Origin of the sequence: Mycobacterium sp. E2989 (assembly GCF_001667595.1) — a bacterium.
Taxonomy (GTDB): domain Bacteria; phylum Actinomycetota; class Actinomycetes; order Mycobacteriales; family Mycobacteriaceae; genus Mycobacterium.
In genome coordinates this window covers 15,230-41,277 of the sequence record NZ_LZJX01000001.1, presented here as the reverse complement: position 1 = coordinate 41,277, position 26,048 = coordinate 15,230, and the positions used below count along the sequence as shown (strand labels likewise).

22 protein-coding genes and 1 pseudogene are annotated in these 26,048 nt (G+C 69.6%); 10 read left to right on the top strand and 13 right to left on the bottom strand.

All coding sequences use genetic code 11. The features are described 5' to 3' along the window. Positions 1 to 3 precede the first annotated feature (3 nt). Positions 4 to 1,320 carry an adenosylmethionine--8-amino-7-oxononanoate transaminase gene (locus A5680_RS00185; RefSeq protein ID WP_067814895.1) on the bottom strand — a complete coding sequence of 439 codons (1,317 nt, stop codon included), beginning with the start codon at positions 1,318 to 1,320 and terminating at the stop codon, positions 4 to 6. Positions 1,321 to 1,382: 62 nt separating this feature from the next. On the opposite strand from A5680_RS00185, the gene A5680_RS00180 reads away from it, so the two are divergent. The 7 genes and pseudogenes from A5680_RS00180 (at position 1,383) to A5680_RS25555 (ending at position 11,703) form a co-directional block, all read left to right on the top strand. Continuing rightward, the gene (locus tag A5680_RS00180) at positions 1,383 to 1,817 is read left to right on the top strand and encodes a hypothetical protein (protein ID WP_055404183.1); all 435 of its coding nucleotides are present in this window, start codon (positions 1,383 to 1,385) and stop codon (positions 1,815 to 1,817) included. A 319-nt stretch (positions 1,818 to 2,136) separates the two neighbouring features. Next, positions 2,137 to 2,817 (top strand): annotated as a pseudogene (gene ripD / locus A5680_RS00175) (NlpC/P60 family peptidoglycan-binding protein RipD); the annotation flags it as partial. 283 nt (positions 2,818 to 3,100) lie between these two features. Further along, a complete protein-coding gene (locus A5680_RS00170) occupies positions 3,101 to 5,254 on the top strand; it encodes an acyltransferase family protein (RefSeq protein WP_055405638.1) in 2,154 nt (717 codons plus the stop codon). A 34-nt stretch (positions 5,255 to 5,288) separates the two neighbouring features. After that, positions 5,289 to 7,481 (top strand): glycogen debranching protein GlgX, encoded by a 2,193-nt coding sequence (glgX, locus tag A5680_RS00165; RefSeq protein WP_055405860.1) that lies wholly within the window; start codon positions 5,289 to 5,291, stop codon positions 7,479 to 7,481. Between the two features lie 3 nt (positions 7,482 to 7,484). Then, complete coding sequence (gene treY / locus A5680_RS00160; RefSeq protein WP_067814888.1) at positions 7,485 to 9,785, top strand: malto-oligosyltrehalose synthase; 2,301 nt, start codon at positions 7,485 to 7,487, stop codon at positions 9,783 to 9,785. Next, the gene (gene treZ / locus A5680_RS00155) at positions 9,778 to 11,511 is read left to right on the top strand and encodes a malto-oligosyltrehalose trehalohydrolase (protein WP_067814885.1); all 1,734 of its coding nucleotides are present in this window, start codon (positions 9,778 to 9,780) and stop codon (positions 11,509 to 11,511) included. The genes treY and treZ overlap by 8 nt, the downstream gene beginning before the upstream one ends. A 39-nt stretch (positions 11,512 to 11,550) precedes the next feature. Beyond that, a complete protein-coding gene (locus A5680_RS25555; RefSeq protein ID WP_156349622.1) occupies positions 11,551 to 11,703 on the top strand; it encodes a hypothetical protein in 153 nt (50 codons plus the stop codon). A 1-nt stretch (position 11,704) separates the two neighbouring features. Here A5680_RS25555 and A5680_RS00150 read toward each other — a convergent pair whose 3' ends face one another. Next, a complete protein-coding gene (locus tag A5680_RS00150; protein WP_067814884.1) occupies positions 11,705 to 13,033 on the bottom strand; it encodes an aminotransferase class I/II-fold pyridoxal phosphate-dependent enzyme in 1,329 nt (442 codons plus the stop codon). A gap of 35 nt (positions 13,034 to 13,068) precedes the next feature. Between A5680_RS00150 and A5680_RS00145 the strand changes: the two genes are divergently transcribed. Beyond that, a complete protein-coding gene (locus A5680_RS00145) occupies positions 13,069 to 13,731 on the top strand; it encodes a pyridoxamine 5'-phosphate oxidase family protein (RefSeq protein ID WP_067814879.1) in 663 nt (220 codons plus the stop codon). Here A5680_RS00145 and A5680_RS00140 read toward each other — a convergent pair. From A5680_RS00140 to A5680_RS00110, 7 genes are all read right to left on the bottom strand, one after another. After that, positions 13,712 to 14,608, bottom strand: coding sequence for a phosphatase PAP2 family protein (locus tag A5680_RS00140; RefSeq protein ID WP_067814877.1), 897 nt, complete (start codon positions 14,606 to 14,608; stop codon positions 13,712 to 13,714). The genes A5680_RS00145 and A5680_RS00140 overlap by 20 nt on opposite strands. A 17-nt stretch (positions 14,609 to 14,625) precedes the next feature. Then, positions 14,626 to 15,924, bottom strand: a complete 1,299-nt coding sequence (gene ilvA / locus A5680_RS00135; protein ID WP_055404089.1) for a threonine ammonia-lyase — start codon at positions 15,922 to 15,924, stop codon at positions 14,626 to 14,628. Between the two features lie 38 nt (positions 15,925 to 15,962). After that, positions 15,963 to 16,400 carry a nitroreductase family deazaflavin-dependent oxidoreductase gene (locus A5680_RS00130; RefSeq protein ID WP_067814875.1) on the bottom strand — a complete coding sequence of 146 codons (438 nt, stop codon included), beginning with the start codon at positions 16,398 to 16,400 and terminating at the stop codon, positions 15,963 to 15,965. A gap of 52 nt (positions 16,401 to 16,452) precedes the next feature. Next, positions 16,453 to 17,226: a DUF6065 family protein gene (locus A5680_RS00125; RefSeq protein ID WP_067814872.1), complete on the bottom strand. Its 774-nt coding sequence runs from the start codon at positions 17,224 to 17,226 to the stop codon at positions 16,453 to 16,455. 43 nt (positions 17,227 to 17,269) lie between these two features. Further along, a complete protein-coding gene (locus A5680_RS00120) occupies positions 17,270 to 17,833 on the bottom strand; it encodes an arsinothricin resistance N-acetyltransferase ArsN1 family B (RefSeq protein ID WP_067815055.1) in 564 nt (187 codons plus the stop codon). Positions 17,834 to 17,888: 55 nt separating this feature from the next. Continuing rightward, entirely contained in the window at positions 17,889 to 19,136 is a 1,248-nt protein-coding gene (locus A5680_RS00115) for an HNH endonuclease signature motif containing protein (protein WP_067814869.1), read from the bottom strand. Between the two features lie 70 nt (positions 19,137 to 19,206). Next, on the bottom strand, positions 19,207 to 19,725 hold the full coding sequence (locus tag A5680_RS00110; protein WP_067814867.1) for a phenolic acid decarboxylase: 519 nt from the start codon (positions 19,723 to 19,725) through the stop codon (positions 19,207 to 19,209). A 76-nt stretch (positions 19,726 to 19,801) separates the two neighbouring features. Here A5680_RS00110 and A5680_RS00105 point away from each other — a divergent pair, with 76 nt between their 5' ends. Further along, positions 19,802 to 20,878, top strand: a complete 1,077-nt coding sequence (locus A5680_RS00105) for a GGDEF domain-containing protein (RefSeq protein WP_231977535.1) — start codon at positions 19,802 to 19,804, stop codon at positions 20,876 to 20,878. A gap of 32 nt (positions 20,879 to 20,910) precedes the next feature. On the opposite strand, the gene A5680_RS00100 is transcribed toward A5680_RS00105, so the two are convergent. Genes A5680_RS00100 through A5680_RS00085 form a run of 4 tightly spaced genes read right to left on the bottom strand, consistent with a single transcriptional unit; the run spans position 20,911 to position 25,546 of the window. Next, positions 20,911 to 22,803 carry a lysophospholipid acyltransferase gene (locus A5680_RS00100; RefSeq protein WP_067814857.1) on the bottom strand — a complete coding sequence of 631 codons (1,893 nt, stop codon included), beginning with the start codon at positions 22,801 to 22,803 and terminating at the stop codon, positions 20,911 to 20,913. After that, on the bottom strand, positions 22,800 to 24,623 hold the full coding sequence (fadD11, locus tag A5680_RS00095; RefSeq protein ID WP_067814855.1) for a fatty acid--CoA ligase FadD11: 1,824 nt from the start codon (positions 24,621 to 24,623) through the stop codon (positions 22,800 to 22,802). The genes A5680_RS00100 and fadD11 overlap by 4 nt, the downstream gene beginning before the upstream one ends. Before the next feature lie 40 nt (positions 24,624 to 24,663). Further along, entirely contained in the window at positions 24,664 to 25,143 is a 480-nt protein-coding gene (locus A5680_RS00090; protein WP_067814853.1) for a VOC family protein, read from the bottom strand. 13 nt (positions 25,144 to 25,156) lie between these two features. After that, on the bottom strand, positions 25,157 to 25,546 hold the full coding sequence (locus A5680_RS00085) for a MerR family transcriptional regulator (protein ID WP_067814850.1): 390 nt from the start codon (positions 25,544 to 25,546) through the stop codon (positions 25,157 to 25,159). A gap of 47 nt (positions 25,547 to 25,593) precedes the next feature. On the opposite strand from A5680_RS00085, the gene A5680_RS00080 reads away from it, so the two are divergent. Further along, positions 25,594 to 26,046 carry a PPOX class F420-dependent oxidoreductase gene (locus A5680_RS00080; RefSeq protein ID WP_067814848.1) on the top strand — a complete coding sequence of 151 codons (453 nt, stop codon included), beginning with the start codon at positions 25,594 to 25,596 and terminating at the stop codon, positions 26,044 to 26,046. The last annotated feature ends 2 nt before the right edge of the window (positions 26,047 to 26,048 follow it).

Sequence of the window (26,048 nt, the reverse complement as noted above, 5' to 3'; positions counted from 1 at the left end):
GCCCTAAAGACTACGAGAGCCGGCGAGCCGGGCCACCTCGACCATCGCCGAGGTGATCTGGGCGATCTCGGCGGCCGGGCAGATGTAGGGCGGCATCGCGTAGACGAGGTTGCGGAACGGACGCAGCCAGACGCCGCGATCCAGCGCGGCCGGGGTTGCGACGGCCAGGTCGACCGGGCGGTCGCACTCGATGACGCCGATCGCCCCGCGCACCCGCACGTCGGTCACGCCGGGCAGCGCCCGGGCGGGTTCGAGCCCGGCGGCCAGCCCGGCGGCGATCTCGCCGACCCGCGCGCGCCAGTCCTGGCCCAGCAGCAGCTCGACGCTGGCCACGGAGACCGCGCAGGCGAGCGGGTTGGCCATGAAGGTGGGGCCGTGCATCAGCGCGCCGGCCTCGCCGGCGCTGATGGTGTGCGCGATGTCGGTGGTGCACAGCGTGGCCGCGAGCGTGACGTACCCGCCGGTCAGCGCCTTGCCGACGCACATGATGTCCGGGCTCAACCCGGCGTGGTCGGCCGCGAACAGCTCGCCGGTGCGGCCGAAGCCGGTGGCGATCTCGTCGAAGATGAGCAGCACGCCGTGCCGGCGGCAGAACTCGCGCAGGTCGCGCAGGTAGCGGGGGTCGTGGAAGCGCATCCCGCCCGCGCCCTGCACGACGGGCTCGACGACGACGGCGGCCAGCTCGTCGGCGTGCGCCGCCAGTTGTTGTTCGAACGCCGCGCTGTAGGCGGGGTCATAGTCGCGCGGCACCTGCGGGGCGAACACCTGGCGGGCCAGGATGTCGGTCCACAGGGAGTGCATGCCGCCGTCGGGGTCGCAGACGCTCATCGGGGTGAAGGTGTCCCCGTGGTAGCCGCCCCGCCAGGTCATCAGCCGGTGCTTGGCGGGCCGGCCGCGGCTGCGCCAGTACTGCAGCGCCATCTTGACGGCGACCTCGACCGACACCGACCCCGAGTCGCTGAAGAACACCGTGTCCAGGCCCGGCGGGGTGATCTGCACCAGCAGCTGCGCCAGCCGCGCGGCCGGTTCGTGGGTGAGCCCACCGAACATGACGTGGTTCATCGTGGCCAGCTGGGCGGTCAGCGCCGCGTCCAGGGCCGGGTGGCCGTGTCCGTGGATGGCCGTCCACCAGGAGCTCATCGCGTCGAGCGCGTCGATCGGCTCGCCGTCCCGGATCAGGGTCAGCCGGGCGCCCCGGGCGGCGACCGCCACCACCGGTGCGACGGCCTCGCGACCGATTGTGCTGTAGGGGTGCCAGACGTGCGCAGCGTCGATCGCGCTGATCTGCTCGGGCGTCAACCCGGCCCTCGCCGCAGGCATAGTGATCGAGGGTAAAGCAGCCGAGTCGCACAAATTCCGGCCATCGGGGAGCATGGGAGCCGATGGCTACGCCGCATCCGCCGGGCAATCCCGCCGCGGACACCGATTCCCCGCTGGTCGACTACGACGACGAAGCCCCGCGGGTCATTCGGGTGCGGCTGGCCGCGTGGGACGTCGTCTGCACGGTCGCCCTGTTGGCCCTGCTCATCGTCCTGGCCACCGCGACGACCTGGCCCACCCGGCTGTTCGGCTTCCTCGAGCACGTGTGCGCCGACGAGACCTGCGGGCCGGTGCCGTTCGGGGTCGACTACTACATCCGCCCGGTGGTGTGGGGCGGCATCGGCGCGGCGATCGCCGCCGCCGTCGTCGGCCCGCTCGTTTCCATCCTGAAGGGCTGGTTCATGTCCTTCTGGCCGGTGCTGGCCCTCACGCTGCTCATGGTCAGCTCCGTCGCCGGCTCGATCCTGACAACCTTTAGCGAACGCTATTGGATGTAGGCGCACCGCCGCCGCGGCCCGGGCCTCGCCGCTTTCACTGAGACCCAAATCACAACGGCGCATACGGAATTGGGTCACCCAGTCACCGTCCGGTCACGGTACGACAAAAAATCCCCCGGCGGCCTGGCGGCTAATAACTTCTGTTGTCAGAGTGGCTTTAGTGACTGATGTGAAACAGGGGCTTTGACCCGCTGTCACATCCGCAAGCGTCATGCAGCGGCGTCGGCCCCAACGTGGGGGTCCCGCCCGGGTCATGAACAGGCGGCCCAGGCGTGAAGTCACCGCGCCGAGGCCCGTGAGCCCCTGAGAGGCCAGAACAATGAAACGCATCTACGCCTTCGCGATCGGTTTGGCGATGCTCGCGGCGCCGGTGGCGGCTCCGCTGATCGCGTCCGCCGACCCGGGCACCCGGCCGATGGACTACCAGCAGGCCACCGACGTGGTGATCGCGCGCGGGCTCTCCCAGCGCGGCGTGCCGTTCTCCTGGGCCGGCGGCGGCATCAACGGGCCCACCCGGGGCACCGGGACGGGCATCAACACCGTCGGGTTCGACGCCTCCGGCCTGATGCAGTACGCCTACGCCGGCGCCGGCATCAAGCTGCCGCGTTCGTCCGGGGCGATCTACCGCGTCGGCCAGAAAATCCTGCCCCAGCAGGCGCGCAAGGGCGACCTAATCTTCTACGGCCCCGAGGGCACGCAGAGCGTGGCGATGTACCTGGGCAACAACCAGATGCTCGAGGTCGGCGACGTCGTGCAGGTCTCGCCGGTACGCGCCAACGGCATGACGCCGTACATGGTCCGCGTCCTCGGCGCCGACTCGGCGCCGGCCCAGGCGCTGCCGCAGCAGGTCCCGGCGCAGCTGCCGGCGCAGCAAGCCCCGCTGCAACAGCCCCCGCTCCAGCAACTGCCCGCCGCGCAGGCGCCCACCGCGCAGGCCCCGCTGCAGCAAGCGCCCGTGCAGCAGCCGGCGACGCCGCAGGCACCGGTGCAGCAGGCGCCGCTGCAGCAGCAGTCCGCGCTGGCCCCGCTGCAGCAAGCGCCGGTGCAGCAGGCACCGGTGCAGCAGGTCCCGGCGCCGCAGGCGCCGCTGTGGCAGCCGCCGATCCAGCAAGCGCCGGTGCAGCGGGCCCCGGTGCAGCTGCTGCCGCCCCAGCAATCTCCGTTCCTACCCCCGGCCGCCGGCACCACCCGGTAAATTCCCGGCACCGCCCGGGACTCCCGAACGCCGCCACCTGCTCCTAATCGGGAGCGGGTGGCGGTTTTCGGTAAATTGACTGGTAACCATGCCGACCCTGTCACCGCCTTCCACACCGGTCGCGACCGCGGAACCGGTCGCGAAGGGAGCGCGTGGCGAGGGGTTCTATCGCTACGACCTCGACGGCCTGCGGGGCATCGCGATCGCCTTGGTCGCGGTGTTCCACATCTGGTTCGGCCGGGTCTCCGGCGGGGTCGACGTGTTCCTGGCGCTGTCGGGATTCTTCTTCGGCGGCAAGATCATTCGCGCGGCGCTGAACCCGGCGGTGACCCTGTCGCCGGTGGCGGAGCTCACCCGGCTCGTCCGCCGCCTGGTCCCCGCCCTGGTCGTGGTGCTGGCGGGCTGCGCCGTCCTGACGATCCTGGTGCAGCCGGAGACCCGCTGGGAGACGTTCGCGGACCAGAGCCTCGCCAGCCTCGGCTATTACCAGAACTGGGAGCTGGCCAACACCGCGTCGGACTACCTGCGCGCGGGTGAATCCGTCAGCCCGCTGCAGCACATCTGGTCGATGTCGGTGCAGGGCCAGTTCTACGTCGGCTTCCTGCTGGTGATCGCGGGGTGCGCGTACCTGTTCCGGCGCCCGTTGGGCAAGCACCTGCGCACCCTGTTCCTGGTGCTGCTGACCGCGCTGACGGCGGCCTCGTTCGTCTACGCGATCGTGGCGCATCAGGACGATCAGGCCGCCGCCTACTACAACAGCTTCGCGCGCGGCTGGGAGCTGCTGCTCGGCGCGCTGGTCGGTGCGCTCGTGCCGGCCATCCGGTGGCCGATGTGGGTACGCACGGTGGTGGCCACCGTCGCGCTGGCCGCGATCGTGTCATGCGGGGCCCTGATCGACGGCGTGAATGAGTTTCCGGGCCCGTGGGCGCTGGTCCCCGTCGGGGCCACCATGCTGATGATCCTCGCCGGGGCCAACCTGCGGGGCGCCCCCGCCGGCGGCCGGTTACCGCTGCCGAACCGGCTGCTGGCGGCCCCGCCGCTGGTGGCGCTGGGCGCCATGGCGTACTCGCTGTACCTGTGGCACTGGCCGCTGCTGATCTTCTGGCTGTCGTTCACCGGACACCGGCACGCCGGCTTCGTCGAGGGCGCGGCGGTGCTACTGGTCTCGGGCCTGCTGGCGCACCTGACCACCAGGCTCGTCGAGGATCCCCTGCGGTACCGCACGGCCGGGCGGTCACCGGCGCCCGCGCCCGCGTGGCTGGCGCGCCTGCCCCGGCCCACGGTGGCGCTGGGCACCGCCATCGTGCTGCTCGGGGTCACGCTGACCGCCACGTCGTTCACCTGGCGTCAGCACGTCACGGTGCTGCGGGCCGCGGGCAAGGAACTCAGCGTGCTCAATCCGCAGGACTACCCCGGGGCGCGCGCCCTGACCGAACGGCTGCGGGTGCCAGCGTTGCCGATGCGGCCCAGCGTCCTGGAGGTCAAGGAGGACCTGCCGACCTCCACCCGCGACGGTTGCATCAGCGACTTCGTCAACCCGGCGGTGGTGGTGTGCACCTACGGCGACGTCGCCGCCGAACGCACCATCGCGCTGGCGGGCGGCTCGCACGCCGAACACTGGCTGCCCGCGCTGGAGCTGCTGGGCAGGATGCACCACTTCAAGGTCGTGACGTACCTCAAGATGGGCTGCCCGCTGTCCACCGAGGAAGTCCCGTTGATCATGGGCAACAACGCCGCCTACCCGCAGTGCCGGCAGTGGGTGGAACAGACCATGGCGAAGGTCATCGCCGACCGCCCCGATTACGTGTTCACCACGACCACGCGGCCGTGGAACATCAAGTCCGGCGACGTGATGCCGGCCACCTACATCGGAATCTGGCAACGCTTCTCCGACAACAACATTCCGATCCTCGGCATGCGCGACACCCCATGGTTGGTGAAGAACGGCCAGCCGTTCGACCCGGCGGACTGCCTGGCCAAGAAGCAAGGCAATCCCCAGTCGTGCGCGATCAAGCGATCCGACGTGTTGTCCGACCGCAATCAGACGCTGGACTTCGTAACCCAGTTCCCGCTGCTGAAGGTCCTCGACATGTCGGACGCGATCTGCCGTGCCGACGTGTGCCGCCCCGTCGAAGGTAACGTGCTGATCTACCACGGAGCCCATCACCTCACCCCCACGTACGTGCGGACCATGGTGGGCGAATTGGGCCGCCAGATCGCGGCCAATACCGGTTGGTGGTGACGCGCCCCGCGCCGCCGAGCGCGGATAAGGTCAGATGGTGCCGACCAACGATCACGCTTCAGAAACAGGCGTAGCTGGTAACCAACAGCCGAGACTGGCCACGGTCTGGCCGGGCAACCCCTACCCGCTGGGCGCCTCCTATGACGGCGCGGGGACCAACTTCTCGTTGTTCTCCGAGATAGCCGAGAAGGTCGAGTTGTGTCTGATCGACGACGCGGGGGGCCAGACGCGGATTCCCCTCGATGAGGTCGACGGCTTTGTCTGGCATGCCTATCTGCCCAACATCACCCCGGGCCAGCGCTACGGCTTCCGCGTGTACGGGCCGTTCGACCCGGCCGCCGGCCACCGGTGCGACCCGAGCAAGCTGCTGCTCGACCCGTACGGCAAGGCCTTTCACGGCGACTTCACCTTCGGCCAGGCGTTGTTCTCCTACGACCTGAAGGCCGTCGGCCCCGACGGCGACAACGCCGACCCCGGGACGCCGCCGATGGTCGACTCGCTGGGCCACACCATGACCAGCGTGGTGAGCAATCCCTTCTTCGACTGGGGCTCGGACCGGTCGCCGCTCACCCCGTACCACGAGACGGTGATCTACGAGGCCCACGTGAAGGGCATGACCCGGACCCACCCGGGCATCCCCGAGGAACTCCGCGGCACCTACGCCGGCCTGGCCCATCCCTTGGTCATCGATCATCTCAAATCGCTGAACGTCACGGCGATCGAGCTCATGCCGGTGCACCAGTTCATGCACGATTCGCGACTTCTCGACCTGGGCTTGCGAAACTACTGGGGTTACAACACATTCGGTTTCTTCGCCCCGCACAATCAGTACGCGGCCAACCGCAAGGCGAGCGTCCAAGAGTTCAAGTGGATGGTGCGCACCTTTCATGAGGCCGGCATCGAGGTCATCCTCGATGTGGTCTACAACCACACCGCAGAAGGCAACCACCTCGGTCCGACGATCAACTTCCGCGGCATCGACAACGCCGCGTACTACCGACTGGTGGACACCGACCTGCGGCTCTACAAGGACTACACCGGTACCGGCAACAGCCTCAACGCCCGCCACCCGCACGTGCTGCAGCTGATCATGGACTCGCTGCGCTACTGGGTGACCGAGATGCACGTCGACGGGTTCCGATTCGACCTGGCCGCCACGCTGGCCCGCGAGCTGCACGACGTCGACCGGTTGAGCGCCTTTTTCGACCTGGTGCAGCAGGATCCGATCGTCAGCCAGGTCAAATTGATCGCCGAGCCGTGGGACGTGGGCGAGGGCGGCTATCAAGTCGGCAATTTCCCGGGTTTGTGGACGGAGTGGAACGGGAAGTATCGCGATACTGTGCGTGACTACTGGCGGGGCGAGCCCGCAACCCTGGGCGAGTTCGCTTCCCGGCTGACCGGGTCGTCGGACCTGTATGAGGCGACCGGCCGGCGTCCCAGCGCCAGCATCAACTTCGTCACCGCCCACGACGGGTTCACGCTGAATGACCTGGTTTCCTACAACGAAAAGCACAACCTGGCCAACGGCGAGGACAACCGGGACGGCGAAAGCCACAACCGCTCGTGGAACTGCGGCGTCGAGGGACCGACCGACGACCCGGAGATCATGGCGCTGCGCCGGCGCCAGATGCGCAACTTCTGGGCGACCCTGATGCTCAGCCAGGGCACGCCGATGATCGCGCACGGCGACGAGCTGGGCCGCACCCAGAACGGCAACAACAACGTGTACTGCCAGGACTCCGAATTGTCTTGGATGGATTGGTCATTGGTTGACAAGAATGCCGACCTGCTGGCCTTCGCGCGCAAGGTCACCGCGCTGCGCAAAAACCATCCGGTGTTCCGCCGGCGCCGGTTCTTCGAGGGCGAGCCGATCCGAACCGGCGAAGAGGTCCGCGACATCGCCTGGCTGAACCCGAGCAGCCGGGAGATGACGCACGAGGACTGGGGCGAAAGCATTCACAAGTGTGTGGCGGTGTTCCTCAACGGCGAGGCCATCACCGCACCCAACGCACGCGGTGAACGGGTGGTCGACGACTCATTCCTGTTGTGCTTCAACGCCGGTGAGGAACCGGTTGAGTTCGTGATGCCGAACGACGACTATGCGCAGGAGTGGACCGTGGAACTGGACACCAATCACCCGGCGGGTGACGCCGACCAGCAAGTGAACGCCGAAGAGAAGGTCTCGCTGCCCGGGCGTTCCCTTCTGGTTTTACGTAAGACCATGTGACGCATGCCTTTTCCGATACTCTCGACCTACCGGTTGCAGCTGCGCGGTGAGGCCAGCGGGTTCGCGTTCACCTTCGCCGACGCCGAAAACCTGCTGGACTACCTGGACGAACTCGGGGTCTCCCACGTTTACCTGTCCCCGATCATGACCGCGGCCACCGGCTCCAACCACGGCTACGACGTCACCGACCCCACCACGGTCTCCCCCGAGCTCGGCGGCCGCGACGGGCTGGCCCGGCTCTCGGCGGCCGCGCGCGAACGGGGCATCGGGCTGATCGTCGACATCGTGCCCAATCACGTCGGAGTCGACCAGCCCCAACAGAACGCCTGGTGGTGGGACGTCCTGCGGCATGGCCGATCGTCGCAGTACGCAACGTATTTCGACATCGACTGGGAGCTCGACGAGGACGGCCGCATCGTGTTGCCGATCCTGGGTTCCGACGACGACGCCGCCGATCTCAAGGTCGACGGCGACCTGCTGCGGCTGGGCGACCTCGCGCTGCCCATCGCCCCCGGCACCGGCGAAGGCTCCGGACCGGAGGTGCACGACCGCCAGCACTACCGGCTGGTGGGCTGGCGCAACGGCGTGTGCGGCTACCGGCGCTTCTTCTCGATCACCTCCCTGGCCGGGCTGCGCCAGGAAGACCGCGCCGTGTTCGACGCCACCCACGCCGAGGTCGCCCGCTGGGCGGCCGACGGGCTCGTCGACGGCGTGCGCATCGACCACCCGGACGGCTTGTCGGATCCCTGCGGCTACCTGGCGTGGTTGCGGGAATCGGTTGGCCCGCAGACCTGGATCGTCATCGAGAAGATCCTCGCGGTCGACGAGGCGCTCGAACCGACGCTGCCCATCGGCGGCACCACCGGCTACGACGTGCTCCGCGAGATCGGCGGCGTCTTCGTCGACCCGAACGGCGCACCGGCGCTGACCGCGCTCGTGGAGTCGGCGGGAGTGGATTACGCCGCGACCCCGAAGATGTTGGCGGAACTGAAGATCCGCGCGGCGACCGACACGCTGGCAAGCGAACTGCGCCGGCTGCGCCGCAGCATTGTCGCGGCCGCCGGAACCGATCACCCGCAACTGCCGGAAGCGGTGGCCGCACTGCTCACCCACATCGGCGTGTACCGCAGCGACTACCCCGGCCTGGCGGCGGTCATGCCCACCGCACTGGCCGAAACGCAAACGCAGTCACCGGAATTGGGGCCCGCCCTGCAGGTGCTCGCCGCGGCGTTGGCCCGCGGCGGCGAACCGGCAACCCGGCTGCAGCAGCTCTGCGGTGCCGTCACCGCCAAGTCGGTGGAGGACTGCTACTTCTACCGCGACGCGCGGCTGGTGTCGCTCAACGAGGTGGGCGGCGAACCGCACCGCTTCGGTGTCGGCGCGGCCGAGTTCCACCACAGCTCCGCGGCCCGCGCCCGGCTGTGGCCGCACACGATGACGACGCTGACCACCCACGACACCAAACGCGGCGAGGACGTCCGGGCCCGGATCGGGGTGCTCTCCCAGGTCCCGTCGCTGTGGACGGAGTTCCTCGCCCGCTGGGAGGTCGCCGCACCGTCCCCCGACCCCGCGACCGGACAGTTCCTGTGGCAGAACATCTTCGGCGTGTGGCCGGTCAGCGGCGAAATCACCGACGAGCTGCGCGAGCGGCTGCACGCCTACGCCGAGAAGGCCATCCGGGAGGCGGCCTGGCACACCTCGTGGAACGAGCCGAACACCGAGTTCGAGGACGCGGTGCACAGGTGGCTGGACGGCGTGTTCGACGGCCCGGTGGCCGGCCAGCTGACCGAGTTGGTCGGCCAGCTCAATCCGCACGCCGCCAGTGACGCCCTGGGCCAGAAGCTGCTCGCGCTGACCGTTCCCGGGATACCGGACGTCTACCAAGGCACCGAGCTGTGGGACGACAGCCTGGTCGACCCGGACAACCGCAGGGCCGTCGACTACGCCGCCCGGCGCGCCGCGCTGAAGGCGCTCGAGCATCCCAAGATCCGGGTCGTCACCACGGCGCTGCGGGTGCGACGCGCCCACCCGGACAGCTTCCTGCGCGGCGACTACGTCCCCGTGCTGGCCAACGGCGACGCCGGCGATCACGTGCTGGCCTTCCGCCGGGGCTCCGACGTCGTGGTCGCGGTGACCCGGTGGACCGTGCGCCTGACCGAAAGCGGCTGGGGCAACACCGTTCTGGCGTTGCCCGAGGGCACCTGGAAGGACGCGCTCAGCGGGGTCATCGCGGACGGGCCGACGGCGGCGGCCCAGTTGTTCGCCGAGCTGCCCGTCGCGCTGCTGGAGCGCCATCATGACTGAATTCCGGGTGTGGGCGCCCAAACCGGAGTCGGTTCGGCTCGACGTCGAGGGCGGCGTGTACCCGATGACCCGCTCCGACGACGGCTGGTGGCACGCGTCCGTCGACGCCGCCCCGGACGCCCGCTACGGCTTCCTGCTCGACGACGACCCGACCGTGCTGCCCGACCCGCGCTCCGCCCGCCAGCCCGACGGCGTGCACGCCCGCTCCCAGCTGTGGGACCCGGCAGGCGCGACTTGGACCGACGGCGACTGGAAGGGCCGGCCGGTCGAGGGCGCGGTGATCTACGAGATGCACCTGGGCACCTTCACCAGCGCCGGCACCTTCGACGCCGCCATCGAGAAGCTGGACTACCTGGTGGACCTGGGCGTCGACTTCGTCGAGCTGATGCCGGTGAATTCCTTTGCCGGAACGCATGGCTGGGGCTACGACGGGGTGCTGTGGTACAGCGTGCACGAACCCTACGGCGGCCCCGACGGCCTGGTCGCCTTCGTCGACGCCTGCCACGCGCGCGGGCTGGGCGTGTTGATCGACGCGGTGTTCAACCACCTCGGACCGTCGGGCAATTACCTGCCCAAGTTCGGGCCCTACCTGTCGTCGGCCAGCAACCCGTGGGGCGAGGGCATCAACATCGCCGACGCCTATTCCGACGAGGTGCGCCGCTACATCATCGGCTGCGCGCTGCGCTGGATGCGCGACTTTCACGCCGACGGGCTGCGACTGGACGCGGTGCACGCGCTGGTGGATACCACCGCCATCCACATCCTCGAGGAGCTTGCGACCGAAACGGATTGGCTTGCACAGCAATTGGGGCGCCCGCTGTCGCTGATCGCCGAGAGCGATCTCAACGACCCGCGGCTGATCAGCCCGCGGGACCGCGGCGGCTACGGCCTGACGGCGCAATGGGCCGACGACATCCACCACGCCATCCATACGGCGGTGTCCGGCGAACGCCAGGGCTACTACGCCGATTTCGGCAGCCTGGCCACCCTGGCCCAGACCCTGCGCCACGGCTACTTTCACGCCGCCACCTATTCGTCGTTCCGGCACCGCCGGCACGGCCGGCCGTTGGACACCACCGAGTTCTCGGGAATCCCGGGCACCCGCCTGGTCGCGTACACCTGCACCCATGACCAGGTGGGTAACCGTGCCCTCGGTGACCGCCCGTCGCAGAACCTGACCGGCGGACAGCTGGCGATCAAGGCCGCGCTGGCGCTCGGGACGCCCTTCACCGCAATGCTTTTCATGGGCGAGGAGTACGGGGCGTCCACGCCGTTTCAGTTCTTCAGCTCCCACCCGGAGCCGGAGCTGGCCCAGGCCACCGCCCAGGGGCGCAAGGCCGAGTTCGCCGAACACGGCTGGGACGCCGACGACATCCCCGACCCGCAGGACCCGCAGACGTTTGCGCGCTCGAAACTCGATTGGGACGAGGTCGACGCCGGCGAACACGGCCGGCTGCACCGGTTCTACCGCGACCTGATCGCGCTGCGCCACGGCGACCCCGACCTGGCCGACCCCTGGCTGGAGCGGCTCGCGGTCGACTACGACGAGGAACAGCGCTGGATCAGCGTGTCCCGCGGCGGGCTGCGCATCGTGTGCAACCTCGGCGCCGAACCGGTTCGGGTGCCCGTCGCCGGAGACGTGATCCTGGCGTGGGGCGAGCCCGCGGTCGAGGCCGACGGCGCGGTGCTGGAAGGCCAGTCTGTCGCCATCCTGCGCTGTGGATAACGGTGAGCGGCGGGGCGAGCCACCGCCGATGATTCGGCCATGACTCAATTCGCGTTCGGCCGGTTGATCGGCCTGCTGAGGAAGAAGAAGCCGGTGCCGGCTCCGCTCGTCGTGGTCGACGAGGCGCCGCGGGACCGCAGCGTCGCGCTGTTGTGGACCGGTCCCGGCCTGGGTGGCCCCGAAGGGGCCTGATCTAGACGCTGGGGCGGCCCGCGCTGCGCACTGCCTCGGCGATCGCGTCGGCCAGGGGGCCGATCTCGCCGGCGGTCAGGTCCGCGATGGTGACGCGGATGCCCGGCGGCGTGCCGATCCGGAATCGGGTGCCGGGTGCCGCGGCCCAGCCCGCGCGCAACAGCCGGGTGATCGCGACGGTCTCGTCGGGCACGGGGATCCACACGTTGAGCCCGGACCTGCCGTGCGCGGCGACGCCACGCTCGGCCAAGGCGGCGGATAGCCCCCGGCGGGTGTCGGCGTATTGCCGCTCGGCCATGGCGATCAGGCGCGCGGCCGCCGCGTCCGACCACAGGCTGACGGCCAGGTCCTGCAGCAGGTGGCTCACCCAGCCCGGCCCGAGCCGCAGCCGCCCGTGCACGCGCTCGACGGTGCGGTGGTCGCCGGCGAGGACGGCCACCCGCAGGTCGGGCCCGTACGCCTTGGACGCGGACCGCACGAACGCCCAATGCCGGGTCGCGCCGGCCAGGGTGTGCAGCGGCGCGCCGGAGATGCCGGCGCAGTGGTCGTCTTCGATGAGCAGCACGTCACCGCCCCGGCGCGCCAGCAGTTGCCGCAGTGCGTCGGCGCGCTCGGCGGATAGCGCAGCGCCCGTGGGGTTTTGGGCGCGCGTGGTGACGATGAGCCCGCGCACACCGCGGTCCAGCGCCGCCGCCAGGTCGGCGGGCAGCGGTCCATCGTCGTCGACCCGGACCGGCTCGGCCGAAAGCCCTAGGGCGGCAAGGAGATCGAACACGTTCCCCCAGCCCGGATCCTCGACTGCGACCCGATCGCCGGGACGCAGATGGGCGGTCAGGACGCGCTCGAGGCCGTCGAGCGCCCCGCTGGTCACCGCGAGGTGTTCGGCCGCAACGCCATCGGCGGACAGCGCCGCCCGGGCGAACTCGACCAACGCCGCCGACATGGCCGGCTGCCCGTACAGCACCGGGCGGCCGACCACCGGCGCGGGCAGCGTGGCGCCCGCCAGGGGCAACAGGGCGGGGTTGGGATTGCCGGTCGACAGGTCGCGCACCCCGGCGGGGACGTCGAGCCCGAGCAGCGACCGGGGGGTGGTCGCCGGGCGGTGCCGCACCCGGGTGCCGCGGCGACCGGCCGTTTCCACGGCCCCTCGATGGCGCAGCAGGCGGTAGGCCGCCGCCGCGGTGTTGGCGTTGACGCCGAGCTGGGCGGCCAGTTCCCGGACGGGCGGCAGGGCGTCACCGGGCGCCAGCGCGCCGGTCGAGACCGCCTCTTCGATGCTGGCCGCTATGGACTCCGCGCCCGTTCCGGTTATGCTGTTTTGTACTGGCACGCAATTAATTATGTACTAGAACAAAGGCACACGCAATGGACACCGGATACCAGCCGACTCCGCGCACGACGCCCACCCGCTACCGGGAGCGCGCCCGCTACGACCGCGAGACCGTGCACCGGATCCTGGACGAGTCGCCGATCTGCCACCTGGGCTACCTCAGTGCCGGCCGCCCGGTGGTCCTGCCGACCACCCACGTCCGCCTCGGTGAGACGCTCTACCTGCACGGTTCGACCGGCGGGGGTCCCCTGCTCGCCGCCAGGGCGGCCCCGTCGGGCCTGCCCGTGTGCGTCACGGTCACCCTGGTCGACGGGCTGGTGCTGGCGCGCGCCGCCATGCACCATTCGGTGAACTTCCGCTCGGTGGTCGCGCTGGGCGCCGCGCGCGTTGTCGACGACGCGGGCGAGAAATCGCGGGCGCTGGCCGGCCTGCTGGACCACATCGCGCCCGGGCGCGCCGCCGACTGCCGGCCCCCCGATCCGCGCGAGCTGGCCGCCACCGGGATGCTGGCGCTGGACCTGCTGGAGGTGTCGGCCAAGGTGCGCGCCGGCGGCCCGGAGGACGATCCGGAGGATTGCGCGTTGCCCTACTGGGCGGGAGTGGTGCCGCTGAGCGTGACGGCCGGGGCGCCGGTGCCGGCCGCGGACCTCGCCCCGGCGTTGCCGGTGCCGGGATACCTCAGGGAGCGCCGGGCCTGAGCCTCACGGCGGCAACGCGCCGACTGTCGTCCCACCAGGTTCCGACGAGGATGACGGTGCCGGCCCAGGCCAGGCCCAGCATCCAGCCGGAGAGCACGTCGCTGACATAATGGACTCCCAGATACACCCGCGAGAACCCGATCAGGAACGCCGAGCCGATCGCGACGGTCCACACGATCACCCGCCCGGCCCACCGCAGGATCAGCCAGCGGGTCAGCATCCACGCGGAGATCACCATGATCGCGGCGGTGCCGGTGGCGTGCCCGGACGGGAACGAATACCCGTCCGCGTCGACGAGGGCGAACGGCAGGGGCGGACGTTTTCGGCCTACCAGGGCCTTGGCGATGAACAGCACCAGCGGAACCACACCGCCGCCAATCAGGGCGAGCAGCACGGGCCGCCACGACCGGCACCGGTAACCCGCGGCAACGGAAATCGGGAACGCGACCGCAGTCAGGAAAAGGGGTCCGCCCGCGACTGTGATCGCCCGCAAAGCCGCGGTCAGCCACAGCTCGCGGTGGACCGCGAGCCAGCGGGTCACCGGCTGGTCGATTCCGGCGATGCCGTCGCCCTCGAGCACGTCCTCGAGCACCTCGCTGAAGCCGACCGCGAGCGCGACGACCACGACCATCCCGAGCAGCAGCGCGGCACCGGCAACCTCGCTCTCGGGCCACCGACGCGCCAGCGACCACCCCCGGTCGCCGATCCGGTCACGGGCCCAGGTCAGCGTTTCCGACACCCTTCCCATGAGTGTCCGTAACGGGGGCCCGCGCCGGGCAACCCGAATCGCCAGCCACGCAAGCAGGACAAGGAAAACGGTGATGCCGGCGCCGACCAGACCGAACCCGCCCGCGCCGGGTCCATACTGCTGGTCCATGCAGCGCGGCCCGGCGTCTAGAACAGCAGGTAGCGGTAGGCCGGCGAGCCGGGTTCCAGGCGTTCGACGTGGAGTTCGGTCGCGCGCATCCGGGCCAGCAGGCCGTCCAGGTCGGCCGAGGACGCCAGCTGGATGCCGACCAGCGCCTCGCCGGTCTCGCGGTTGTTCCGCTTGATGTACTCGAACAGGGTGATGTCGTCGTCGGGGCCCAGCACCTCGTCGAGGAACCGGCGCAGCGCGCCGGGCTCCTGCGGGAAGTCCACCAGGAAGTAGTGCTTGAGGCCCAGGTGCACCAGCGAGCGTTCGAGCACCTCGCCGTAGCGCGACACGTCGTTGTTGCCGCCCGAGATGAGGCACACCACGGTGGAACCGGGCTCGATGTCCGCTTCCAGCAGCCCCGCGACCGACAGCGCGCCCGCGGGCTCGGCGATGATGCCCTCGTTCTGATAGAGGTCCAGCATCGCGGTGCAGACCGCGCCCTCGTCGATCGCCGTGATCGACACCATGTCGCCGGCCGCCGCCAGCGCGGCGTAGGTCAGGGTGCCCGCGCGCCGCACCGCGGCGCCGTCGACGAACTGGTCGACGTGGTCCAGCTCCACCGGCTCGCCGGCGGCCAGCGCGGCCATCATCGCCGCGGCGCCGGCCGGTTCGACGCCCAGCACCGACGTGTTCGCCGTCCGCTCGGCCAGGTAGGTGGTGATGCCCGCGATGCAGCCGCCGCCGCCGACCGGGACCACCACCAGGTCGGGCTCCCCCGCGCCGAGCCTGTCCAGCTGATCGAGCAGTTCGACGGCGATGGTGCCCTGGCCGGCGATGGTGCGCAGGTCGTCGTACGGCGGCACCAGCGTGGCGCCGGTGCGTTCGACGTCGGCCAGCGCGGCCTCGGCGGCCAGGTCGTAGGTCGTTCCGCCCACGATCAACTCGATGAACTCCCCGCCGTGGTAGCGAATCCGGTCGCGTTTTTGCTGGGGGGTCTTGGCGGGCACGTAGACCCGGCCGTGCACGCCCAGGGTCCGGCACGCGTAGGCGAAGCCCTGCGCGTGATTGCCCGCCGACGAGCACACCACCCCGGCCGCCAGCTCCTCGTCGGACAGCTGCACCAGCAGGTTGTAGGCCCCCCGCAGCTTGTAGGAGCGCACCACCTGCAGGTCTTCCCGCTTGAGGTAGACGTTCGCGCCGGTGATCGCCGACAGCCGATCGCTCAACTGCAGCGGCGTCGGCGTGACGACCGCGGCGATGCGCTTGGCCGCGCCGTCGATGTCAGCCCCGGACAGCAGAGGCGCCGGCCCCATGCTCTGGCTCAGTTCGGCGGACACCGATCAATGGTGCCACGCCGGGGAGCCAACTTCGGAATTCAGCCCACCGGGGTCAGCACGAACACCGGGATCTGGCGGTCCGTTTTCTTCTGATACTCGGCGTAATCGGGCCAGGCCTCGACGGCGCGCTCCCACCAGAGGGCCTTCTCATCGCCGAACACCTCGCGGGCGTCGTACTCGCGGGTGGTGCCGCCGTCCTGCAGCTCGACCCGGGGGTTCTTGACGACGTTGTGGTACCAGACGGGGTGCTTCGGCGCCCCGCCGAGCGAGGCGACGATCGCGTACTGACCGTCGTGCTCGACCCGCATCAACGGGGTCTTGCGGAGCTTGCCCGTCTTGGCCCCGATCGTGGTCAGCACGATGATGGGTTTCCCCTTCATGTCCGTGGCCTCGGTCCCGCCGGACTGCTCGTACTTCTCGGCCTGTTCGCGGGACCAGTCCCATGGGCTCGGCGCGTACTCCCCTGAAAGCGGCATGGCACCAACTCTATGCCGCGCGCCCGGCGGGCGCCGGTGCGGTCGAGATCGCCTACGGTCGCGTTTCGACGAACGGGCGAAGGTGGATGCGCGTCTGGTGGTCGGGGGCCCCGGCCTCGCCGTCGGAATGCCTGCCGCGCGTGTAGTCGCCCTGCCACGGCACCTTTTCACCCACGGCGGTGTTGGTCGCGGCCTGGGCCTGGCCCAGCTCGTTGCGCGAGCGGAGGAAGAACTCGTGCTTGCGGCGCACGTCCTCGTCCGACTCGATCGGCCGGATCTCCGGGGCGAACTCTTCCAGCTCGGCCCGGCGCTGCGGGACGATCATGCAGATCGGCTCGTCGACCTCGAACCGCACCGGCATCATCTTCCGGGTGATCTGCCAGCTCATGCTGAAACTCGATGTGGCCCAGTCGGTCTCGACGACGCCCTCCAACGGCGATACGGCGTCCTTGGGGTAGTTGGCCGGCCCGCGGACCAGCAGGTTGTAGCCGGGCGGGGTGCGAAACAGCATCGGCAGGTGCCACGTCAAGATGCCGTGACCGAAGTGGCTGAACGGCAGGAGCTGACCGGGGTCGCGCCGGTCGGGCGCGATGATCACCCCCATGCTCTCGTCCCCGCCCATCCACGTGGCGGTGAACGCGCACGGATTGCGCAATTCCCAGCCACTTTGGTTGGCGATGAGCATCGGCAGGCACCGGTTCGGCCAACCGTTTCGCATCGCCGACATCCACGGCCGGCTGATGGGGGCCGGTGTGATCGGCGGCGCATTGGCAGCGGTGGTGAACGCGATCAGCGGGCGGGTGGCCTCGCCGGACTTGTCACTCATCGACTCCTCGATTCGGTACGTGGCGCAGACCTTCCCCAAACCATTACCCAGTGTGCCCTCCGAGCGCGAGCTCGAGTGTGTGAGCCGGTAGGTCCGACCATGGCCGCGGGTCGCCGGGCTGCGCGGGCGGATCGGCGAGCGGGCGATGCCACCAGCCGATGTCCCACCACCTCCCCAACTTGAAGCCCACACCATGGAAGACGCCGACGCGATCGAAGGCCATCGCCTCATGCAGGCCGACGCTTGCCGGGTTGGGCAGCACGATGGCGGAGTAGGCATTGATGTATCCCTGTGCGGCAAGCACATTGAACAAGACGCCATACATTCGTCGACCGTGCCCCTGCCGGTGGTGTGACCTGCTCAGGTACAACGACACGTCCACCGACCAGCGGTATGCGGCCCGCTCGCCGTGGGGGCTCGCGTAGGCGTATCCCACGATGGCGTCGCCGTTCGTCATCACCAACCAGGGCAGGCCGGCCAGGGTCGCGGTCAGCCTCGACCGCATCTCCTGGGCGTCGGGCGGCACCGTCTCGAATGAGATTGCGGTGTCGCGCACAAACGGCGCGTAGATGTCGGCGATAGCGTCCGCGTCCTGTGGCGTTGCCATTCGGATCATGAGAAGAGCATGCTCACGACCTTTTCGGCGAACCGGAGGTGGGTGGCTAGTTGTTCGTTGGCGGTGGCTGCGGCTCGAAGGGGTCGTACCACCACCAGTCGGCGCGCTCGCCGGAGGGCCCGGACCACGGCGGCACGGCGGGCGGGGCGCGGTTGGGCGCGCGGGCAAGCGATCCCGCGCTCAGCGGGCGGCCCGAGCCGTCGGTGACGACGAGATGGTCGGCGGGTCCGGTGATCGTGATGCCGCCACGGTGGTGCAACCGGTGGTGATAGGGGCAAACGAGCACCAGGTTGGCCAGCTCGGTGGGGCCGCCGTCTTCCCAATGGCGGATGTGGTGGGCGTGCAGACCGCGGGTGGCGCCGCAGCCGGGAACCGCGCAGGTGGGGTGGCGATGCTCGAGCGCGCGGCGAAGCCGCCGGTTGATCTGGCGGGTCGCCCGGCCGGCGCCGATCACCTCGCCGTCCCGCTCGAACCAAACCTCACACGTGGCATCACAGGTCAGGTATCGGCGTTCGGCGTCGGTGAGCAGCGGACCCAGATGCAACGCGGCGGCGCGTTGCTCGACATCGACATGCACCACCACCGTGGTGTGCTGCCCGTGCGGCCGACGCGCCGCCTCGGCATCCCAACCGGCCTCGACCAGGCGCATGAACGCCTCTAGCGTGCCCGGTAACGGCGGCGCGGCATTGGACGCGCAGCCTTCATTGCCGCGATCGCGCTTCCACTCGGCGACCAGCGCATCGCGATGAGACGCCAGTGCGGCGTCGAATTTCGCCGCATCCAGGTGCGGAAGTTTGATCCGCCAACAGCTGAAGTCCTCGTCGGCGGTCTTGGTGATCGAGGGTTGCGGTTGCGGCCGAGCATCGGGTTGGGGGCGCGGTTCCAGCTTGACCGCGGTGCGCAGCTGGTTGACCGTGGCGACCCGGGCCAACTTCGCGTAATGCTCATCGGATCCCTCACCCGCCCGCGCCGCGATGACGCCGACCTGGTCCAGTGACAGTCGCCCCTCCCGCATGGCCTGCGCGCAGCGCGGGAACTCCTCGAGCCGCCGCGCGACGGTGGTGATCGTGTGGGCGTTCGCCGACGACAAGCCGATCTTCCAGGCCACCAACGCCGCGACCGACCGCGCGCCGGTGGCGCCGCAGAGCTCGTCGCGATCCATCTCCGCGACGATCTCGACGATGCGCCCGTCGATCGCGTTGCGCTGTCCGGCCAACTCGGCCAGCTCGTCGAACAATACGTCAAGCCGCTCAGCGGGATTCACCTCCACGGGAGGCGATGCGATCGGCGACATGAATTCATCATCGCAGGGGGGTCTGACAAGTTTCGGCTTTGACCGCCAGCCCGACCGCCGCCGCGACGCGTCAATTGGTGCGGTCGGCCCAGCCAGGCGGAAGCCGGTCGGGGGCCACGTCGATCACCGATTCGTCGTCGGCACCGACACGCTCGAACAGCGTGATGTAGGCGAATTCGGGCACGGTGAAGATCGGGTAGGTCGGTCCCTCATCACGATAGGCACGCATCTGGTCGAGGTGCTCGTTCTGGAAGCACACCGTGCGCTCGCCGTGCTGTCGGATCCACTGGGGAAAAAAGATCACGCCGTGGATTCGCCGCTTGCCGGGCATGACGTTGACGGCCACCGACGTGCCCGTGGGCTCGGTCCAGGAGATCTTGTAGCTGTCGTCGTCGAGCTGTACGAGGTCGACCTCCTGGCCCTTGACCCACCGCCCGCCGACGTGGCCGGAATGGATTCGATAGTCGATGGTGCGGTCGTTCTTGACGTACATCTCGTAGCGCCAGCCGTTGGCGTAGGTGTAGATGAACCGGCAACCCACGATCCCCGACAAGTCCTGCGGCGGAATGGGATTGTCGACGGTGGTCATAATCGGCTCCCGATTCTATCGGCGGTCAGTAGCATACGGCGAAGGCAGGGGTTAGGGGCGTCGCGGAATGCACTGGATGCGCGTGTGGTGGCGGCAGCCGGATCACTACGACTGGTTCTCCGACTACCTCGGCGCGCGCGGGTTGAAACCCTTCATCCGGTACTTGATGGTCGGCATCCTGTCCATCCTGGCCACGGCGACGTTGCTGATGCTGAACAGCCCCTCGGGCATGCAGACTCCCGCGCGGCGCGGTCTCGCGGCGGTGTTCGTCGCGTGCCTGGCGGGCATGGTGCTGGTGTGGGTGCGACGCTGGCCCGGACGCGTTGAATCGCAAGTGTTTTCGGTGGTGGGCACGATCGGCATCGCCGCCGTGTGCGTGACGGAGGCCGACCCGCGGAGCGGAATGCTGAGTTGCGCGGCATTCGGCGGCCTCGCGGGTTACGTCGCGTTTTGCCACTCCGCCCGCCTGCTGGTTTTCACGCTCGGCACCGCCCTGGGTGCGGCCGCGGCGTGCGCGGTGCGTATCGCTACGTCCGGTGACGCATCGATGGCGGCGGCCAACTTCCTGTTGGTCAGCGCGGGGATCCTGGCGGTGCCGTTCTGCGGACAGGTGCTCGTGCACTGGCTTTCGGTGGACGCACTGAAATCCTCGACCGATCCGCTCACCGGCCTGCGGAACCGCAGGGGGTTCTATCGATCGGCCGCGAAACTGGTAGCGGCCGACGGGCGCACATCGTGCCTCAGCGTGCTGATGGTCGATCTCGACAACTTCAGGCGGATCAACGACACGTACGGCCACGCGGCCGGGGACCGCATCCTGGTGTCCGTCGCCGACACGCTGAGGCGGGTCGGCACCGAAAGAACCGTTATCGCGCGGGTGGGCGGGGAGGAATTCCTGGTCGCCGAGATGGCCGGCACCTCCGAGGCCCTGCAGACCGCCGAGGCGATGCGCCAGGCGATCGCCGGCACACCGTGGGGCGTGACGGCCAGCCTGGGGGTCAGCAGTCTTCCGCTGCGCGCGCGGGCCGAAAGCGTGGACAGGGACACGATCGAGCGCCTCGTGAACGAGGCCGATCTCGCGATGTATGAGGCGAAACGTGCTGGCGGAAACCGGGTTCGGCACACCGACATGCCGGTACCACCCGGCCGCTGATGCGCAACGGCGTTACCCCGCCGGGGTGCCGCCTACCGCGCACCGGCCAGGCCCGCGATGGCGTTGACGCGCCGGACCGCCGTGGCGATCTCGTCGGCGAACTCGCGGCGCCGGTTCGCGATGGTCAGATCCTCGAAGCCGTCCACCAGCTCGCGGTGGCGGGCCAACCGCAGGGCGGTCTTGAACAATTCCATCGACCTCGACTCGGCGCTGGCGATCCTGCGTTGCAGTTCCCATTGCTTGCCCACCTCGAGGCACTCGGCGAGAAACGCGCCCTCGTCGAATGATTCGTCGTCGTAGGCGGCCAGCCGGTCGGCCACGATGTGGTAGGCGTCCAGGAACGGACGCAACACCAGGTGCGCCAGCAGCAGGTCGGCCTTCTCCAGGAGCCCCCGCACATCGGCGGCGCTGGCGGCCTTGCTGGTGTCTTCCACCCGCCCGATCAGCCGCACCTCGTCGGCGAGCTCCTTTTCGAACTGGGCGCGCGCCGAGAACAGGAACTCGAACTTCAGCAACTCGCGCAGGGCCAGCGCCTCGTCGCGCACGGCCGACGGCAACACCAAGCCCTCGACCGAGGCCTCGGCGTCTTCGACGGCGGCCAGCAACGCCGTCTCGGCGATCGCGCGGTCGACCACGATGTGGATGGCGGCGTTGCGGTAGAACGCCGCGACCAGATGCCGGTCTTCGCCGATGCCCCAGACGGGTTCGGTGCCCGCGTCGTACACGCTGACCACGCCCGAGGCCACCAGCTGGTGCAGCGTCCAGCGGATCGTCGAGCGGTTCGTCAGGTCGGCGGCGCCGGCCACCGTCCAGTTCCGCGCGGCGATGTAGCTCGCCAGCGGCCGCACGGTGGCCAGCACCTCGCTGATGGACAGCGACCGGTCGGCGCCCAGCAGGGCCAGGCTCACCACCGCGGTCGGGGTGACCGGGGTGGCGCGGTTGATCCGGTGCTCGACGTCCAGCGCGATGCGCTCGATCTCGGTGCCCGTCTGAGACTCCTCGGCGCGCAGCTCCTCGAGGCGCTTGCGCAGCGGCAGCGGTTCACCGAAGTCCAGGTAGGCCCGGCCGAGCCGCTCGCCCTGCTGGCGCGCCAGCCGGATCAGGAAACGGAAATCCTCGGGCCGCTTCGTCGCGCCGTAGGCCTCGGTGGTCATCGCCTCGACCTCGTGCAGCTGGTCGTACACGATCGAGGTGGGCACCAAATACACTTCGGGGCCGTCGATTTCGTCGACGGCGTCGCTGATGTAGCGCAGGATGCCGTACACCGGCGGCCGCAGCTTGCCGGTCCGGGTGCGCCCGCCCTCGATCGACCAGGTGAGGTTGGCGTGGTTCTGCACCAGCTGAGCGGCGTAGGCGCGCAGCACGAAGCGGTACACCGGAATGTCTTTGGTCTGGCGCCGGATGAAGATGGTGCCGGTGCGCTTGGCCCACGCCCCCATCGGGAAGAAGTTCAGGTTGGCCCCGCCGAAGGTCAGCGCGGGCGAGAGCCGGTTGGCCTGAATCACTTCCGGCAGCAACAGGCCATCCAGGTAGGAGCGGTGCGAAAAGGCAAACGCCAGTGTGGCTTTGCGATCCAGCCTGCGCAGCTGCGAGATCTGGTCCTCGTCGACCAGCACGTCGTAGGCCCGCATCAGCCAGCAGCTGAAGCTGCGCCATCCCCGCACCGCCCGCTCGTCCAGCGAGGGCGCCATCTCCCGCAGGTAGCTGGCGGCCTCGGCGCGCACGTCGGCCAGGTCGCGCCCGAGCTCGTCGGCCAGCCCGCGCAGCCGCTCGTCGTACCACGGCGCCGCGAGCAACTGGGCGACCTCCGCCGGGTCGGTCGGCAGCGGTGTCGTCGATTCCGCGACTAATCCGGTGCGCTGCAACAGCTTTCGTGCGCCGGCTCGGCCAAATTCACGGGCGGTCGACCCCGGCCCCCCGCTCATGCCGGCTGCACCGTCGCGGCCGAAGGCTCGTGCACGTCCGGGTGCAGCTCGGGCGCGTAGAGTTCCTCGATCTCGGTCGCGTACTTCGACAGGATCGGCTTGCGCTTGAGCTTCATGGTCAGCGTGATCTCCTCGCCGCCGGGCTCCCACAGCGACGGCAGGATGCGGAAGCGCTTGATCTGTTCCACCCGGGACAGTTTGGCGTTGCCCTCGGCCACGCCCGCGGCGATCCGGGCGATGACGTCGGGGTGGGCGGCCAGCGCCGCGGGTGACGCGTCGGCCAGGCCGTGCTGGGCCGCGTATGGAGCGACCGATTCGGCGTCGAAGACCATCAGCGCGGCGTTGTAGGGCCGACCGTCGCCGATGGTGATCATCACGCCGACCATCGGGCAGGCGGCCAGGACGGTGGTCTCAATGTTGGCCGGCGACATGTTCTTTCCGGCCGCGTTGATGATCAGCTCCTTCTTGCGGTCGATGATCCGCAGATAGCCGTCGTCGTCGACCTCCATGATGTCGCCGGTGTGCAACCAGCCGTCGGCATCGATCGCCTCCGCGGTCTTGGCGGGCTCCTTGCGATACCCCTTCATCACCAGCGGACCGCGCACCAGAAACTCGCCGTCGTCGGCGACCTTGCCCTCGAGCCCCGGAAGCAGCTTGCCGACGGTGCCCAGGCGCGCGTCGCGGGGGTGGCTGACGCTGGCGACGCAGCTGAGCTCCGACATCCCCCACACCTCGGCGATCGGAACACCCAGACCGAGGAAGAACGCCAGCGTCTCCTTGGGGATGGGCGCCGCCCCCGAAACCGCCCAGCGCAGTTCACCGAAGCCCAGCCGCTCGCGCAGCTTGGACAGCACCAACTCGTCGGCCTGGGCCCATTCGGCGGCCAGCTCGTCGGCGATCGGCTCACCGGCCAGCAGGGCAGCGCCGCGCTTGGCGGCCACCGACATCGCCCACCGCAGCGCCTGACGCTTGACCTCGTCCGCCTCGTTGTCGATCGCGAATTCGATTCCGGCCTTGAGCTTTTCCCACACGCGGGGCACCCCGCCCCACACCGTGGGCCGCACGTCGGCCAGCGCGGCGGCGATGGCGCGGACGTCGGAGACGACCGTCACCTGGGCGCCGAACACCTCCAGGCCGTACAGGCCCATCACCCGGTCGGCGATGTGGGCCGTCGGGAGGTAGGAGGTGACCCGGTCACCGAACTGGGACGGGAGGACGGCGTTGAGGGCGTAGGCCTCGAAAAGCAGGTTGGCGTGGGTCATTTCGACGCCCTTGGGGTTTCCGGTGGTCCCGGAGGTGTAGATGAGCGTGACGACGTCGTCGGGCCGCACCGCCCGCCAGGTGGCCTCGAAGTCGAAGCCCTCGCGCGCGGCGGCGTACACGTCGTCCACCGAGATCGTGCCCGGCGGCGAACCGTCGATGCAGACGATGTGCTCGATCGGCGCGCCGCTGGCGCGGATGCGGTCGACGTACTGCTCCTCGCAGATCGCGACCTTGGTGCCGGCGTTTTCGAACAGGTACGTCAGCTGCTCGGCGGGCAGCGTGTTGTACACCGAAAACGAAGTGGCGCCCAGGTGTTGGGCGCCGATCTCGAACGGGTAGAACTCGATGCGGTTGGCCATCATCAGCGAGACCGTGTCGCCACGGCCGACCCCCAGGCCGGCCAGGCCCGCGGCGACCTTGCGCACCTGCGCCGCGAGCTCGGTCCACGTCAGCGTCTGGGTGTCGCCGGGCGTGCGGAGCGCGACGGCGTCCGGATCGATCGACGCGTTGCGTGCAAACGCCTCGCATAGGGTGACGGGACGCTCGGGTGTCGTCATGTGTGTGAGCGTACGTGCGTGGGTAGTGGCGCGGAACACATCACGCGGTATCGGGGCGCCACAGCTGCAGCGTGCTCGATATGCCGGCGGGCAGCTGCAGCAATTCGATGGGCGTGCCGTCGGGGTCGTGGATGAAGAACATCCGCACCCCGCCGATGTCGACGGGCGGCTCGGCGCGGACGTCGGGATGCCCGCGCCGCACGGCGTCGTAGGTGGCGTCGAGGTCGTCGACGCGGAACGAGACGTTGGTGTAGCCCAGGTGCGGCCCGCTCGGGCATTCGGGGACCTCGCCCAACGACAGCAGTTCGACCATGGCGCCGCCGATCAGCCCGCCGACCATCCGGCCCCGCTGCGTGACCCCGCCGGTCACCGCGGCCAGGCCCGCGCCGTCGAGTTCGATGTCGAACACGACGTCCATGCCCAGCACCGCGGTGTAGAACTCGCGCGACGCCTCGATGTCGGAGACGCCGATGCAGACGTGGGAGAAGTTCTGCACCGCGATGGTGGGCGGCTGGCTCATGGAACTCCTTTGCTCAGGCGGGCAACGCGGCGTGAATCCCGCACGTGCATGCGTCGATTGAGGGACACGTGCAGCGCATGCCCCATTCGATCACGGCGCGCGCCCGGGCCAGCGACTCCATCTGCGCGTCGATGGCGGCGAGTTTGGCCTCGGCCAGCGCGCGGCTGGCGGGCCGCCCGGGGGCGTCGTCGGCGAACAGCAGCTGGATCTCCTCGAGCGCGAAGCCGGCCGACTTGCACAGCCGGATGACCTCCAGCCGGGCCAGCACCGAATCGTCGTAGCGACGCTGGCCACCCAGCCGCACCGGCGGCGGCACCAACCCGATCTGTTCGTAGTAGCGCAGCGTGGTCGCGGCGACGCCGGCCTGGCGGGCCACCTCGCCGATGGTCAGCTGTGCGCTCATTCCGGCCTCCTTGACTTAGAGCCAACTCTAAGTCGTTGACTGGGGCCATGCACACACATTCACTCGACGGGCTGGCCGCGGCCCGCTACGCCCTGCTCCGGTCGTTTCGCCGCGACGGCACCCCCGTCGACACCCCGATCTGGTTCGGGCTCGACGGCGACGCACTGCTGTTCCGCACCAAGGTGGGGCCGAAGACGAAGCGGCTGGCCACGCGCCGCGACGTCGAACTCACCGCCTGCGACTATCGGGGCCGGGTCCGCCCCGGCGCGACGACCCTTGCGGGCCGCGCCACCATCCTCTCCGGGGCCGACGCCGAGCGGGCCAACCGCGTGCTGCACGAACGGTATGGCTGGCAGTGGAACATCGTGCCGCTGCTCAAGATCCCGGGCGTCACCAACGTGCACCAAGACCTGTGCGTGCGCGAGAAGCTGCGCCGCGCGCGCGATCGCGGGTTGTGGGCCGACAGCGCGATGGTTCGGGTGGACGTGGCGTCGCCCTAGGC